Source organism: Exiguobacterium sp. UBA7533 (assembly GCF_002479335.1).
Lineage (GTDB): Bacteria > Bacillota > Bacilli > Exiguobacteriales > Exiguobacteriaceae > Exiguobacterium_A.
The window spans coordinates 157,694-172,161 of the sequence record NZ_DLMP01000014.1 but is presented as its reverse complement, the minus strand read 5'-3'; the positions used below and the strand labels follow the sequence as shown (position 1 = coordinate 172,161).

Annotated in this window: 17 protein-coding genes; 7 read left to right on the top strand and 10 right to left on the bottom strand. The window is 47.0% G+C overall.

Annotated elements, in window-relative coordinates:
• Window positions 1–6: 6 nt before the first annotated feature.
• Window positions 7–1,398 carry a TrkH family potassium uptake protein gene (locus B2U10_RS13850; RefSeq protein WP_035412070.1) on the bottom strand — a complete coding sequence of 464 codons (1,392 nt, stop codon included), beginning with the start codon at window positions 1,396–1,398 and terminating at the stop codon, window positions 7–9.
• A gap of 160 nt (window positions 1,399–1,558) precedes the next feature.
• Between B2U10_RS13850 and B2U10_RS13845 the strand changes: the two genes are divergently transcribed.
• From B2U10_RS13845 to B2U10_RS13835, 3 genes are all read left to right on the top strand, one after another.
• A complete protein-coding gene (locus B2U10_RS13845) occupies window positions 1,559–1,798 on the top strand; it encodes a hypothetical protein (RefSeq protein ID WP_023469697.1) in 240 nt (79 codons plus the stop codon).
• Between the two features lie 98 nt (window positions 1,799–1,896).
• Window positions 1,897–2,682, top strand: coding sequence for a flagellar motor stator protein MotA (motA, locus tag B2U10_RS13840; protein ID WP_035412066.1), 786 nt, complete (start codon window positions 1,897–1,899; stop codon window positions 2,680–2,682).
• On the top strand, window positions 2,657–3,430 hold the full coding sequence (locus B2U10_RS13835; RefSeq protein WP_035412064.1) for a flagellar motor protein MotB: 774 nt from the start codon (window positions 2,657–2,659) through the stop codon (window positions 3,428–3,430). Before motA ends, B2U10_RS13835 begins: the two co-directional genes overlap by 26 nt.
• 36 nt (window positions 3,431–3,466) lie before the next feature.
• On the opposite strand, the gene B2U10_RS13830 is transcribed toward B2U10_RS13835, so the two are convergent.
• The 6 genes from B2U10_RS13830 to B2U10_RS13805 form a co-directional block, all read right to left on the bottom strand.
• Window positions 3,467–4,000, bottom strand: a complete 534-nt coding sequence (locus B2U10_RS13830) for a DUF420 domain-containing protein (protein WP_056064864.1) — start codon at window positions 3,998–4,000, stop codon at window positions 3,467–3,469.
• A 3-nt stretch (window positions 4,001–4,003) separates the two neighbouring features.
• Window positions 4,004–5,431: a dihydrolipoyl dehydrogenase family protein gene (locus B2U10_RS13825; RefSeq protein WP_290788322.1), complete on the bottom strand. Its 1,428-nt coding sequence runs from the start codon at window positions 5,429–5,431 to the stop codon at window positions 4,004–4,006.
• Window positions 5,428–5,805 carry a DUF1499 domain-containing protein gene (locus B2U10_RS13820; RefSeq protein ID WP_056064860.1) on the bottom strand — a complete coding sequence of 126 codons (378 nt, stop codon included), beginning with the start codon at window positions 5,803–5,805 and terminating at the stop codon, window positions 5,428–5,430. Before B2U10_RS13820 ends, B2U10_RS13825 begins: the two co-directional genes overlap by 4 nt.
• A gap of 93 nt (window positions 5,806–5,898) precedes the next feature.
• Window positions 5,899–7,284, bottom strand: a complete 1,386-nt coding sequence (locus B2U10_RS13815) for a sensor histidine kinase (RefSeq protein ID WP_035412052.1) — start codon at window positions 7,282–7,284, stop codon at window positions 5,899–5,901.
• The gene (locus B2U10_RS13810) at window positions 7,281–7,973 is read right to left on the bottom strand and encodes a response regulator transcription factor (RefSeq protein WP_290788319.1); all 693 of its coding nucleotides are present in this window, start codon (window positions 7,971–7,973) and stop codon (window positions 7,281–7,283) included. The genes B2U10_RS13815 and B2U10_RS13810 overlap by 4 nt, the downstream gene beginning before the upstream one ends.
• 20 nt (window positions 7,974–7,993) lie before the next feature.
• Window positions 7,994–9,199, bottom strand: coding sequence for a hypothetical protein (locus tag B2U10_RS13805; protein ID WP_290788316.1), 1,206 nt, complete (start codon window positions 9,197–9,199; stop codon window positions 7,994–7,996).
• Window positions 9,200–9,377: 178 nt separating this feature from the next.
• On the opposite strand from B2U10_RS13805, the gene B2U10_RS13800 reads away from it, so the two are divergent.
• Window positions 9,378–10,208 (top strand): Cof-type HAD-IIB family hydrolase, encoded by an 831-nt coding sequence (locus B2U10_RS13800; RefSeq protein ID WP_290788313.1) that lies wholly within the window; start codon window positions 9,378–9,380, stop codon window positions 10,206–10,208.
• Window positions 10,209–10,259: 51 nt separating this feature from the next.
• Here the strand turns inward: B2U10_RS13800 and B2U10_RS13795 are convergent, their stop codons facing one another.
• Window positions 10,260–10,919, bottom strand: a complete 660-nt coding sequence (locus B2U10_RS13795) for a uracil-DNA glycosylase (protein WP_290788310.1) — start codon at window positions 10,917–10,919, stop codon at window positions 10,260–10,262.
• 80 nt (window positions 10,920–10,999) lie between these two features.
• On the opposite strand from B2U10_RS13795, the gene B2U10_RS13790 reads away from it, so the two are divergent.
• Window positions 11,000–11,725 carry a WecB/TagA/CpsF family glycosyltransferase gene (locus B2U10_RS13790; RefSeq protein ID WP_290753513.1) on the top strand — a complete coding sequence of 242 codons (726 nt, stop codon included), beginning with the start codon at window positions 11,000–11,002 and terminating at the stop codon, window positions 11,723–11,725.
• 56 nt (window positions 11,726–11,781) lie between these two features.
• Here B2U10_RS13790 and B2U10_RS13785 read toward each other — a convergent pair whose 3' ends face one another.
• Together B2U10_RS13785 and B2U10_RS13780 are read right to left on the bottom strand one after the other, a co-directional pair.
• Window positions 11,782–12,414, bottom strand: a complete 633-nt coding sequence (locus B2U10_RS13785) for an NAD(P)H-dependent oxidoreductase (protein ID WP_023469709.1) — start codon at window positions 12,412–12,414, stop codon at window positions 11,782–11,784.
• A 146-nt stretch (window positions 12,415–12,560) separates the two neighbouring features.
• Window positions 12,561–13,019, bottom strand: coding sequence for a MarR family winged helix-turn-helix transcriptional regulator (locus B2U10_RS13780; protein WP_035412039.1), 459 nt, complete (start codon window positions 13,017–13,019; stop codon window positions 12,561–12,563).
• Between the two features lie 171 nt (window positions 13,020–13,190).
• On the opposite strand from B2U10_RS13780, the gene B2U10_RS13775 reads away from it, so the two are divergent.
• Together B2U10_RS13775 and B2U10_RS13770 are read left to right on the top strand one after the other, a co-directional pair.
• Window positions 13,191–13,451 (top strand): hypothetical protein, encoded by a 261-nt coding sequence (locus B2U10_RS13775; protein ID WP_035412036.1) that lies wholly within the window; start codon window positions 13,191–13,193, stop codon window positions 13,449–13,451.
• 14 nt (window positions 13,452–13,465) lie between these two features.
• A complete protein-coding gene (locus B2U10_RS13770) occupies window positions 13,466–14,419 on the top strand; it encodes a LacI family DNA-binding transcriptional regulator (RefSeq protein WP_035412034.1) in 954 nt (317 codons plus the stop codon).
• Window positions 14,420–14,468 lie beyond the last annotated feature (49 nt).

Below are 14,468 nucleotides of genomic sequence, written 5' to 3'. Positions count from 1 at the left end.
TATCGGTTACCCGATCAACATATTTTCTTTTGGATAACGAATCGTCCGGTCTCGTTGTGCCGCAAACGTGAACAAGATCGTCAAGGATCCCACACGCCCGAGCAGCATCATGAACATGATCAAGAACTTCCCAAAGCTATTTAACTCTGGTGTCACATTCAATGATAGACCGACCGTCCCGAATGCAGAGACGGTCTCAAAGAATAGACCGATGAACGATAGATTCGGTTGACTCAACGCAAGGAGCGTCGTAATCAAAGCGATGAACAATAAACTGAAGACAGCAATCGCATACGCTTTTTGGATTGCCTGTGCTTGCACCGTCCGTCGCATCAGAACGGTCTCACGCTGTCCGCGTAGATACGTCCAGACATTCTTTAAGATGACCGCCGCCGTCGTAACCTTGATCCCGGAGCCTGTCGACGCGGAACCTGCTCCAATATACATTAAGACCATCATCAAGCCGATCGAGAGCGGCACCATCGTCGTTAAGTCGATTGTCTGGAAACCAGCTGTCCGTGTCGTGACGACTTGGAAGAATACGATATGAAGTGCATGAAAGAACGACTCGTCGCGTAATGAACCTAAGTGAGACACCCATTCATAGAGCATCATCGCTAAGACACCCAGTCCGTTAATGACGAATAACGACAGCACCATCAATTTCGAGTGTAGGGAGATTTTTTTGAAGCTTCGTTTTCCCGCGATGTCAGCAATGACCGTAAAGCCTAATCCACCAATCATCAAGAGCGCCGCGATCGTCAGGATGAACGTCGTATCTTGTTGGAAACCAATCAAGTTATCGCCCCAAAGTGCGAACCCTGCATTGTTAAAGGCAGATACGGCATGGAACAAACCGTAGTAAAGTGCTTTCCCAAAGCTATATTTGTATTGAATGAACAAATCGAGCGCAATCAAGAACATACCAACGATTTCGACAAGGACTGTCGTGACGATGATATTTCGAACAAGACGAATCGTTCCCCCTGGGCTATCGAGGTTGAACATTTCTTGGATGATGATGCGCTGACGAATTCCGATTTTTCGCCCTGTCACGCTCAGCAAGACGAGCGCAATCGTCATGAAGCCGAGCCCTCCGACCTGAATCAAGAGCATCATGATAAGTTGCCCGAACAGATTAAAGGCTTCCGCGATATTAATCGTCGATAGACCGGTAACGGTTCCGGCAGAAGTCGCGACGAACAAACAATCGATGAAGGAGATATCTTGCCCCTCCTGTTGCGAAATAGGCAACCATAACAAAAAACCACCTAGCAAAATCGTCAATGTGAAACCCGTCGCGATGAAGCGTGCCGGTTTATCGAACAACTGATGGTACATCAATTCACCCACACGACCAAAACGTGCCAGTGGTGAACGTCTTTTATGCGAGAACATCTTACTCCCCCTAGATTTTTTTCAGACAGAATTGTCTTTATCATACTCCCTCGAATTAAGAAGTTCTATCGAAATATGCAATCGACTAAACGTTTTCTTATTTTTTTGGTAAACTAGATAAAAGTGGACGTGTAATCATTAAAGGAGGTTGAGGGAAACAGTGGACCCTAAGACGGCTGATCATTCGATTGAGGATGTCTGGCGAAGGCTGGAACGGCAATCACAATGGATGCCTGCGCAATTGTATTATCAATTTGAGGAACTCTTGTCACTACATTTGGAGCAACCGATTCTAAATGAATTGTATCAAGTGTTAAAAAAATACGACGTACTGACCGATATAGAGCGTGACGAACGAAACGAAAGCATTCAAATGCTAATCGATGAAAACGGCGCTTGATTCTCGGTTTTTGGATTTCCGAGCAGAAGAAGTGTCTTCTGCTCTTTTATTTTTCGTTCTTATACGCATTACATACAGAAAGGTGGCACACATCAATCATGGATATCGTGTCGATAATCGGGATCATACTAGGTCTTATCACATTGATCGGAGGAATGATCTTAAAAGGTGCGCCTCCAGTCGCCCTACTTAACCCTGCAGCCCTCGTCATCATCTTCGTCGGGACAGCCGCTGCCATCATGATTTCCTTCCCGAAGGAACGCCTAAAGGTACTACCGGCACTGTTTAAAGTCATCTTTTTCGAACAAAAATTAATGACGAAACAAGTCTTACTCGGACAGTTTCTGACACTTTCGACGCAAGCACGGAAAGAAGGACTGCTGTCATTAGAAGCAGCTTTAGAAGAAGTCGACAATGCGTTCATGAAGCGTGGTGTCATGATGGTCATCGATGGGCAGCCATCTGAATATGTCGAGGACGTCATGACGCGCGACCTCGAAAACATGACGGAACGGCATCATGCCAATGCAAACATCTTCACGCAAGCTGGAACTTACGCTCCGACCCTTGGGGTTCTCGGTGCCGTCGTTGGTCTTGTTGCCGCTTTATCCGATCTGTCGGATATTGAAAAATTAGGTCATGCGATCTCAGGTGCCTTCATCGCGACGCTGTTCGGGATTTTCACCGGGTATGTCCTTTGGTTCCCGTTCGCAACGAAACTGAAGCAAAAATCAGCGAGCGAGATTCAACTGTACGAGATGATGATCGAAGGCATTCTGTCGATCCAAAACGGTGAATCACCAAAAAACTTAGAAGATAAGCTACTCGTGTACCTGACACCGAAGGAGCGTGCGAATTATGAAGCGGAAAAAGAAGCCGCATGACGAACATATCTCCGAAGGCTGGTTGATTCCCTACGCCGACTTATTGACCTTACTTCTAGCACTCTTCATCGTTCTTTTTGCTTCGAGTAATGTCGATGCCGTCAAGCTAAAAGCGATGTCCCAGTCGTTTAGCTCCGTCTTTAATGGTGGTTCAGGGATGATTACGAACAGCTCGCTCTCCACTCAAGAAGAAGAGGATTCGAAAAAACTCGACGCGCGAACGAAGGCACAAAGCTATGAAATCGCAGAACTCGAGAAGATTAAAGACGAAGCAAACAAATATATTAAAAATGAACAGCTCGAAAAAGACATCAAGGTGGAAATTACAAATGAAGGACTTGTCTTCACGATTCGTGACCGAGCCCTCTTCTCGCCAGCTCAAGCAGAAGTAAGAGGACGCTCGCTTCAAATCGCAGAAGGCATGAGTGCACTACTCGTCAAGGCAGGACAACGTCAGATTCAAGTCTCCGGTCATACGGATAATATCCCAATCAATACGGCACAGTATCCATCAAACTGGGAACTCAGTGCAGACCGGGCGATCAGTTTCATGCGTGCCTTACAACGCAATCCAAAGCTCGAACCAAAACGGTTTACTGTCAGCGGTTACGGAGAGTTCCAACCGATTGCGTCCAATCAAACAGAAGCCGGTCGTAGTCAGAATCGACGTGTCGAGGTATTGATTCGACCATTGATCGACTTAAAAGCAAACGTACTCGACGAAACGAAAGTTAAGTCCGGCACGTAAAAAAAGATCCTTCGTGGTTACCCACGAAGGATCTTTTCAATAATACGGACGAATCATGATATAGACGATGACGCCAGTGAAGCTGACGTATAACCAAAGCGGCATCGTAAAGCGTGTCCATTTTTTATGCTTTTCGAAATTTTGATTCACAGCATGCGCGAGTGACATCAAGACGAGCGGAACGATGACTGCAGCTAGAATGATGTGCGTAATCAAGATGAAGAAATAGATCGGACGAACAAATCCTTCTCCACCAAACTTCGTCGATTCACTGACTGCATGGTACGTGACGTATGAAATCAAGAATAGCGTTGTCGTCGTCATCGCACCACCAATGAAGCGGCGATGATTCACGCGATTACCGCGACGAATCGAAATCCATGCGCCGAGCAACAGCATGAAGGTAAAACTATTAAAGATGGCGTTCAAAAAAGGAAGTAACGTCCAATCGAATCCTGAGTCGACTTGTACAGGTGGCGCAAAAAATAAGAGAGCCACGAGTAGGTTGATGACAAGAGTCAACAGGATGACGAGTGGGACAAAATTCCGTTTAGTAGCAGGTTGTTGCATGAATCATTCTCCTTGTTTCCAGTCGAAATAACGTTTCAACCATTTTGGGATCGGACCAGCGAATAAACGCTCACGCCAGTAGACATCAGCAGCACGCTGAACGGCAGCACCACGAATCGGATACGGATGCACGACACGTGACAGTTGACCGACCTTATCTTTACGTGCCATTGCATAGACGACTTCTTGCATCCACTCGCCGGCTTGTTCTCCGATTGCATGTGCCCCGATCAGTTTCCCGCGTTTATCGGCGATGAGCTTGACGCGCCCTTCCGTCTGACCATTGATGACGAAACGATCCACTTCATCGAGACCCGTCTGGTAGACTTTGATGTCACCGTGTTTCTTACGTGCTTCTTCTTCTGTCAAACCGAGATGGAACAATTCAGGCGTTGTGAATGTTACCCACGGGACCGCTCGATAATCAGGTTTCGTCCGTAAACCGAACAAAGCATTTGTGACGACGGTTTTTCCTTCTAGTCCTGCGACGTGCGTAAACGGTAAGGAATCAATCGTATCTCCGACGGCAAAGATATGCCGCTGACTTGTCCGGAGCGAACCGTCGACTTGGACGAATCCTTTTTCGACATGAACACCAGCCCGGTCAAGACGTAACGCCTCGATGCGTGGCTTACGACCGACCGCGACAAGAACGGCATCCGTTTCGATGACACGTGATTCCCCATTTGCTTCGACCGTCACTTCGATGCCTCTAGCTGACTTGCGGACATGCGTGACCTTCGTATCGAGATGCAACGTCAATTCTTGCTCGAGCTGACGTTGAATGACTTCGACCATGTCACGATCTTCTTTTCCGAGCAGCGTCTTCATGCCCTCGATAACTGTGACTTCCGTTCCGAGGTGCGCGTAAGCTTGCGACAGCTCAAGACCGATCGCCCCACCACCAATAACGAGCAGCCGCTCAGGACGCTCTGTTAATTCAAAGATCGTCTCGTTCGTTAAATAATCGATCGTATCTAGTCCATCAATCGGTGGAATGATCGGTTGGGATCCTGTTGAGATCGCAAACTTTTCACCAACGACAAGCTGTCCCGCTACTTCGACTTCATGTGCACTAAGGAATGTCGCTTCTCCGATATAGACATCGACACCAAGATCTTCAAATCGTTTCGTTCCATCATGTGATTGAATGATGTTACGCGCACGATCAACGCTTGCTTTCGTTTTGGAATAGACCGCGTCTCCGTTCAGCGTCACGTTGTATTTTTCAGCCGTCCGCTTCATGACGTGCACGTCGTGTGCGGCTTCAATCAAAGCCTTTGAAGGAACACAACCATAGTGGAGACAATCTCCACCTAGATGTGCATGACGTTCAATCAGGGCAACATGTGCACCAAGACTTGCTGCACCGGCAGCAATCGTCATTCCGGCTGCACCACCACCGATGACAACTAATTGATAGGTCTTCATCGCAAACCCTCCTCATACCGACGTGTGATGTCTTCCATCCGTTTACGGTTGACGCCCCAGTCAGAGTATCCGACACGTGATGCCGAACGGAAATGAATCACTTGCGCGGCTTCATCGAAGTAAAATTCGACGTCATCCTTGAAGCGAAAGACTTTACTCGTGAAGATGGCATGGATGTATGTTCCTTCCTCCTTAACGATTTTGACTCGGTCGAGGCTTTGTAGAATACGTAAGAGGTGGAACTTCGAATCCGCAAGCGTTCCTTTGAACGGGAGCGGACGCATTTTCATATCCTGTAGATCGGTTTGAGTAGATACCGCATTCGGTTTTCCGGAGAGCGGTTGAAGCGTACCATTTGAAACACCAAGTGCCATGACTGATTCCTCCGTTTCCTATCATCTGATCCATTTCGTACTATAATCCACTTTACTTTACCAGTTTCTGTTTCACTCTGCCTGTCTGAGTGTTTACGCTTTCGTGACAGGGAGCAGAATCGTCGCGATGACGCCGCCTTCTGGCTGATTGTCGATGAATAGCTTGCCTTCATGTGCTTCAACAAGCTCTCGACAAATCGATAGCCCGAGTCCCGTTCCGCCCTTTCCTTTTTGCACTTGATAAAACTTTTCCGTGACATGACGTAGGTGTTCTTTCGGAATACCAGGTCCTTCGTCACTGAAAGAAAGGAATAACACACGCTCGGAACGAACGAGTCGAACCGTAATCGCTCCTCCAATTGGTGAAAAACGGATTGCATTATCAAGCAGGTTCAAGAAGACTTGTTTCAATCGGTTTTCGTCGTATAGACCAATGACTTGCGCCGGTAACTTTTGCACAATCTGAACATTTTTCTCTTCCAGCTTTTGCCGTAGTTGCGCTGCGACGGTCTCGATGATTTCCGTTAAGTTGACTTCCTGACGGTATAGGACGAGACGACTCGTCTCGAGTTTTGAGAAATCGAGTAACTGTTCAACGAGCGAAATCAAACGCTCCGTCTCTGAATGAATGATGCCCATCCCAAGCGACGCCTCTTCCGGCAACTGATCCTGTTCGACGAGTAACGTCTCACTCCAGCCTTTGATCGATGTCAACGGTGTCCGTAACTCATGGGAGATACCCGAAATGAATTCATCTTTCAATGTTTCCTGTTGTTTGATCTGTTGCCCCATATAATTGATCGTCCGTGCTAGTTCTCCAAGTTCGAACGAATACTCCTCGTTCACCTTAACGTCGTAATGTTGTTTCGCGATTTGGTCCGACGCACCGATTACCTCTTGGATAGGTCGAACGATCGAAGACACCAGACGTGAGGAATAAATGAAGGCAAGTCCCCAAACTACTGTACCCAAGAGGACGATTGCTAAACAAATTTCAATCACACGTCGGTCGATTCGTTCAAGCGATGTCGTATAACGGAGCGCTCCCGTCGTCTGACCGAATGACACGACAGGTTCCGTCACTTCCAGCAAATGCTCTCCCGTCGCCTCATCGTCATATCGTTTCGTGACGGTTTGACCCGCTCTTACTTGATTGACTGCCTCTCGCGTCAATTTACGTTGCGAAATGAACCCTGTCGAGGAATAGCGCGGAATGCCTGTCGCATCCAACACTTCGATTTCTGCATCTGGATAGGCATAAGAATCGAGTACATCATGAATCGTCGCTTCTGAATCCGTGTAATCATAAGCGAGACCACTATTTGCAAACAACACCGCACTCGCATTCGCATGACGTTTCAAGACATCCGTCGCCGTCACGTAATAATAGTTATAGGTCACGAATGAGAGAATCCCGATGACAAGTAGGACCGTCACCGTGATGATCGTCATGAACCGCATTAATATCTGGCGCTTCATTCTTCGTTACGCCACTTGTATCCATGTCCCCACAGTGTCTCGATGAACTTCGGTTCCGCTGGATTTTCTTCGATTTTTTGACGAAGACGGCGAATGTTGACATCGACTGTCTTTCGATCGCCGAAATAGTTCTCGCCCCATACCGCATCGAGTAGTTCATCTCGCGACATGACTTGATCCTCATTTTTAATGAAATGACAAAGTAAATCATATTCAGTCGGCGTCACTTCGACGTCAATGCCGTCTTTTTGGACACGCTTCGCTCCTAAATCAATTCGGAACGGTCCAGAAACAAGTTCACGCGGCTGTTTTCTGCGGTGTAATGTCTCTACCCGTCGCAGGAGCGACTGGATACGTGCGAGTAATTCTGCTGGACTGAACGGCTTCGCGATGTAGTCATCGGCCCCTACGCTTAGTCCCATGACTTTATCTTCTTCTCGCGTCCGTGCCGTCAGCATGATGATCCCGACCACTTCATCCTTCGCCCGCGCCTGTTCACAGACAGCGAAACCATCGACTTCTGGCATCATGATATCCAGTAACAGAATATCAAAGGTTTGTTGATCAAATTGCGCGAGTGCCTCTTTTCCGTTTTCCGCTTCAATGACGTCATAGCCTGCCCGTTTCAAATTGATGACGATGAAACTGCGAATCGCGTGTTCATCCTCGGCTACTAGTATTTTGGTCATTCTTTTCTCCCCCTGATTCTTTATTCCACGAGTGTGACACGATTGACGAACATTTCATAATCCTTCGTCGCATCGATCACATAGACATAATCGATGCCCTCTTTAATTTTTCGTTTTTGGTCACTAGCAATGTATTGATTCTTTGGAATGATCTCTAATTCAAAATCAACCTGCTTCGTATCCCGATTGATGAAACGAACGCGATTTTCACGTTTTTCGATCGTTTCCCGTGTCGCCCAATTGGCCGGGAAACGCATAACGAAATTGTATTCCTGATCAATGTACTGCTCTTCCCGTAGTTCGAATCCACTCTCAAGAAATGGCGGATTGTCCGATCCATTCCATGTGTAGTACGCGGTGATACGTGGTTTCGGCTCACCTTCACGCCCTTCACTACCGCCCGGCGTATATTGATGACCGAACTCGACGATTCCGTCTTGATCGACATCCTTCGGAAACGTATACATCGGTTCAACGATCTCATCGACTTGACCGAAGCGCACTTGTTCCAACGTATCGTTCGCTAAACGGAATAATGCGATGTGCATCTTAGCATCACGTGTATAAGAGACAATCAAGCCTTTATTGCGCGCAGCATTGATCGTATCGACTTCAAATAAATCATGTTCTGCGAATAAATCGCCATCTTTTGTCGCTAGCGTCGTCTCTTGACGCTTTTTCGACAAGATATCCTTATAATAGATCAAACGAGATGGACTTCCCTTTTGTAGAAGCACCATATCTCGCTCGCGATCTTGATTCAAATCATCCACCGACAGGCGGTCATACCGATCCACCTTCGTGACATCTCGTTGCTTCGACAACAGCTGTTCAATGATATATAACGTGCTTTCACCATAACTGGTAATCCCGATGACTAAATGGTTTTGTTTATGTTGCGCGTCAGATACGACTTCGAGTCGATCGATGGCTCGCCCATCAGCAACTGTCTGCCGTGTCACAAGTCGCCATTTTTCACCTTGTCGTTCATGAACGAGAAGATGAATCGTGAAACGTCCATCCTGCTCACTACGGTAGAAGGTGATCGCCTCATCCTTACCGTTTCGATCTAAATCAACGAGTTCGTATAGACGGGATACTGCTTGATTTCGTGGCGCCACGATTTCTGCCTGTTTCGGCAAATCGCGGTCAATCCGCTCTTTCAACGACTGCTCCCATGCCGGAAGGGACGGATGTTGGAGTAGAGAGGCGGGATGCGGAAACATCGTACTGCATCCTGCTAATAATAGACTTGATATGATCATGAAGAGATATTTCATAAAGTTGGAATCCTTTCCGTACGGGCTCTGTTTCCACTTTATCATACTCTCTCAATGGAGAGTATATTGTCGAATGGGACACAAGTTGTTACGATATACAGATAATTGAAAGGGGTTTGAATGTATGACGTACAAAATGATTGTTCTCGATTTAGATGATACCTTGTTGACAAGTGATCATACGATTTCACCACGTACGAAAGAAGCCTTACTTGCTGCGCAACGTCGTGGGAAGAAAGTCGTTCTTGCAAGCGGTCGTCCGACATATGCGATGCTTGATCTTGCAGAAGAACTAGAACTCGCACGATACGGAAGCTACATCCTGAGCTTCAACGGAGCTTCGATCATCGATTGCAAAACGAACGAATCACTTTTCCTCAGTACCCTCTCTCCGGAGACGGTCCATCGTCTTTATGATGTAAGTAAACGGGAGGATGTCTACATTCACACGTATGTCGGACATGAGATTCTGACAGAACAACCGAACGAGTATACGACACTCGAAGGACAATTGACTGGTATGGACGTCATTCCCGTCGCTGATTTTAAAACAGTGATTCAAACACCTGTCGTCAAGTGTTTAATGATGGCAGAAGAGACACACCTCGCGCGGGTCGAGCAGACGCTTCAACAAGAGCTTGCAGGGGAACTCGCGGTTGCTCGCTCAAAGCCATTTTTCCTTGAATTCACGGAAGACGGTGTCACAAAAGGCACAAGCCTTGCCTTACTGTCTGAGAAGCTTGGTATCGCTCAGGAAGAAGTCATTGCTTGTGGAGACGGCAACAACGATCTATCGATGATCGAATGGGCAGGTCTTGGCGTCGCGATGGCGAATGCAGCCGATACCGTTAAAGAAAAAGCCCAGTATATGACTGCTTCGAACGATGAAGATGGTGTCGCCCTCGTCGTCGAAAAGTTCATGATGGATGAAGAACCGACTATCTCAAGTCACTGAGTAACTCAAAAAAGCGTGTGTTCCGCATTCAACGGAACACACGCTTTTGATTTACGATAAACACCAGTCAATTGGCTCTCTTCCCTGCTCTTTCAGCCAAGCATTCGTTTGCGAATAAGGTTTGCTACCGAAAAATCCTCGGCTCGCTGATAAGGGACTTGGATGAACGGCTTCGAGAACAAGATGACGATTCGTATCAATCAGCACCTTTTTACTCTTCGCGTGATTTCCCCATAGGATGAACACGATCGGTTGTGTCTGTGTTCCTAGGACTTCAATGACCCGATCCGTGAATGATGCCCAGCCTTTTTTAGCATGCGATCCCGCTTTTCCTTCTTCAACCGTGAGCGACGTATTCAGTAAAAAGACACCTTGTCGTGACCAAGCTTCGAGATTTCCGGATGTAGGAGCCGGACAACCGATATCCGCGACGAGTTCCTTATACATGTTTCGAAGGGACGGCGGGATCGGAACTCCGTCATGGACAGAAAAGCTGAGTCCGTTCGCTTGTCCTGGACCATGGTAGGGATCTTGTCCTAAAATGACGCACCGGACGTCTTCCGGTGCGACCGCATCAAACGCATGAAAGATCCGCTCTTTCGGAGGATAGACGGTCGTCGTTTGATAGGCTTCCTTCAAAAAAGCCCACAACTCCTGAAAATAAGGTTTTTCCTTTTCTTCTTTTAACACCGTTTGCCAAGATGTATGCACATGGATCCGCTCCTTTTTCAGTCTCAAGTCGCTGTTCGTACGTCTTGATTCTGCTATGATGGATGATGAGGTGGGAAACTATGATTCAGACAAAACAATTATTTGGACTACCATTCGTCGATGCGACACCTTCGCAATGGTATACCCATATTAAAACAATCTTACACGACCGCGGAAAAGCCTTTCTTGTCACGGCGAATCCTGAGCTCGTGTTGCGTGCATTGCGCGAACCTTCTTACGAAGCCATTTTACGGCAGGCGACGTTTATCACACCAGATGGAATTGGTGTGACCGCTGCCAGTAAACGAATGGGAGCGCCCCTCACTGCGACATTGCCAGGGATCGAGACGGCACGTGAACTATTGCGGACGGCAGATGCACTGAAGAAGCGTGTCTTTTTGCTTGGTGGACGCCCGGAAGTTATGAAATCGTTGATCCATCAGTTATCGATTCGTTTTCCGAACATCCGCTTCGTCGGAACGTTTCACGGTTTTGGAAGGACAGAGGAAGCAACGCAAGCGATCGCAGAAGTACAAGCTGATCTTATCCTCGTCGCACTCGGTGCGCCAAAACAGGAGGAATGGATCGCTTCTGTTTATGATCAAGTCGATCACGGCATCTTCATCGGTGTCGGTGGTGCATTCGATGTCTGGTCCGGACATAGTAAGCGTGCTCCAAAATTATTCCGTCGCCTCAAGCTAGAGTGGCTCTATCGTATCTCGACGCATCCCCGCGGCTTTGAGAAATTAAAAGATTTGTTGCTCTTCCTGACGCTTGTGCTTCGCAAAAAATCAACGCTCTCTTAACTCAATACAAATACAAAAAGGCTCCCGACACGGCGGGAGCCTTTTTTACGCTTATCTTATGCGTTGACAGTCGAGAATGAACGACCGAGTTCTTTCGCTTTTGCGATTGCTGCTTCTTTGATTTCTTCTGCTTTTTCTGGGTTCATCGCCATACCTTCGATGAAGAGGGCATCGTAGTCTGTTACACCAGTGAAAGCAAGTGCTTGACGGAGGTAGTCATCACCGAAGTTAAGACCAGATCCTGTGTACACGCCACCTGTCGCTTGGATGTGGAGTGCTTTTTTGCCTTCCATCAAACCTTTAGGACCTTCTGCAGTGTAAGCGAATGTTTTACCTGCAAGAAGTACGCTGTCGATGTACATTTTGAGACGTGCTGGGAAAGAGAAGTTCCACATTGGTGTGACGAAGACATACTCATCTGCTTCCATGTATTGTTCGAGATGTTTTGTCATCGTACCAACTTTTGCGATCTCCACTTCTGTTAATTCTTCGCCTGTTGCGAATTTGCCCCATGCGCTTAACACGTCTGTGTCGATTTCTTGGACTGTTTCGTTATATAGGTCAAGAACTTCTACTTCAGCTGAAGGATTCGCTGCTTTGTAGCTTTCGAGGAATGCTTCACCGACTTGAAGGCTGAAAGAGTGTTCTGTAGCTTTTGGGTTAACAGTTACATAAAGTAATTTAGTCATTATTATTTCTCCCTTTTATTTAAAGTAAATTCTGTAAATAAACATACCAACCACCTTTTCGTTTGTCAATTAGTTTGACTTTTGATTGTAGAAAAAAAAGCTCAAGTCCGTGACTTGAGCCTTTTCCATCATATGAGTGCTAATCCTTATGCATTTTCGAGCGGCGTATAATGTTCGGCTCGTAAACCGATTCGTTTCAATTGATCAATCAACTGTTCCTTTTCCGACACTGACAAATCCTTGAACAAGTCTGCTAAAAAGGCTTCATGCTTCGGGAATGTCTCTTCCATCAGTTCGCGTCCAGCTTCCGTTAATGTTCCAAACGTGACACGACGATCCGTCGCACATGATTTTCGCGCAATCAATCCACGCTTTTCGAGTTTATCGACGACATACGTCACACTGCCGCTCGTTAACAGAATTTTATCGCCAATCTGTTGTAAAGGCGTATCCCCTTTGTGGTAAAGCAATTCCAGGACTCCGAATTCCGATAAATTCAACTGATGTGTTTTGATGTCTGCCTTTACTTGCTCCGTCACCGCATGCATCGTCCGAGATAGAACAACGAGCATTTTTAATGCCAGCTTCGAGTCTGTCGATTCCATTTTACGTTCGCCCCTCTTTGTGTTGTATCGTCACAATCATAGACTTCTTTGTCTACTCGGTCAATTCTTGCTGAATTTTCTCAATCAATCCATTGCTCAAAAATAGTTCTTGCCGTGAAACGCGTTTCATACCCTATCGTCTTGATATACACTAAAAAGGAGGTAATCATCATGTCGATCCATACTCGGTTAACCCAGCTATTCAAGCGGAATGTTGCTTTTGAATGGGCGATTGAACAATTGCACACACCAGCAGGCTATTATTTGTGTCAACACACGTTGGTTGATCAATATCCTGATTTGTCTCCTCAAGAAAAAACACGACTGCTCTCAAAAATCAATGAATTGGCTGAACAGACATCTCCATTCTCGGCTCCCGTCTCCCGACAGGATTGGCGCCGACTTGAACAACGATTATCTCGCCAGACCTAAAGGAGGGATGCGCGATGACGAACATCCGAGACTTGGCACGTGAAGCAAACGTGTCCGTCACGACAGTCTCACGTGTACTAAATGATCACCCATACGTGGCGAACGAGAAGCGACAAGCTGTCCGAGAAGCGATAGTAAAACTTGGCTATATCCGTAATCAAACCGCTGTCCATCTTTCGACGGGCATGACGAAGACGGTCGGTGTCATGCTCCCATTCGTTGATCATCCATATCACGCCGCCATTCTCCAAGGCATCGCACAAGCGGCTTTTGACGCCAGTTATCGTTTCTTGACGTGGCAAACGAATTATGTGGAAACGCATGAGCAACTCGCTCTTGATGCGCTAGCGCAACAGGAGATCGACGCACTCATCGTCGTGTCGCACAGCCTTCCGTTATCAGCGATTTTACCGTACGAACGCTATGGACCGATTGTCTTTTGTGAACACCACGAAGACGTCGCTGCTGTCTATATCGATCACTATACGGCCTTTCAACAGGGACTTGCACATCTACGACAACAAGGACATACAAGCATTGGTATTTGTCTCTGGCGCCCCGACAGTACGAATAGTTTGGCGCGTAAACATGCGTATCAAGAAGTTGTCAGTGACGCGTTCGTCTATGAACAGACATTGACGATCGAAGATGGTGCGAACGTCGCAAGGCGCTGGATGCAACAGAAACAACGACCGAGCGCCATCTTGACTGCCAGTGATCACGTTGCCGCGGGACTGATCTTGGAACTACGAAAACAAGGCTATCAGGTCCCGGGAGATCTCTCTGTCATTGGCTTTGATGGAAGTGAACTCGCTGAAGTCTTATCGATGACGACGATCGCGATTCCGTATGCCACGATCGGACGACATGCTTTTCAGCTAACAGTTCGAAACGATATGAATATTCGTCCGCAAATCGAAGTACCGTCAACGTTCATTGCTGGAACGACCGTTCTTCCTTATACCTGAATCCATATAAAAAAGCGACGAGTTCATCGATTTGAATTCGTCGCTTCAT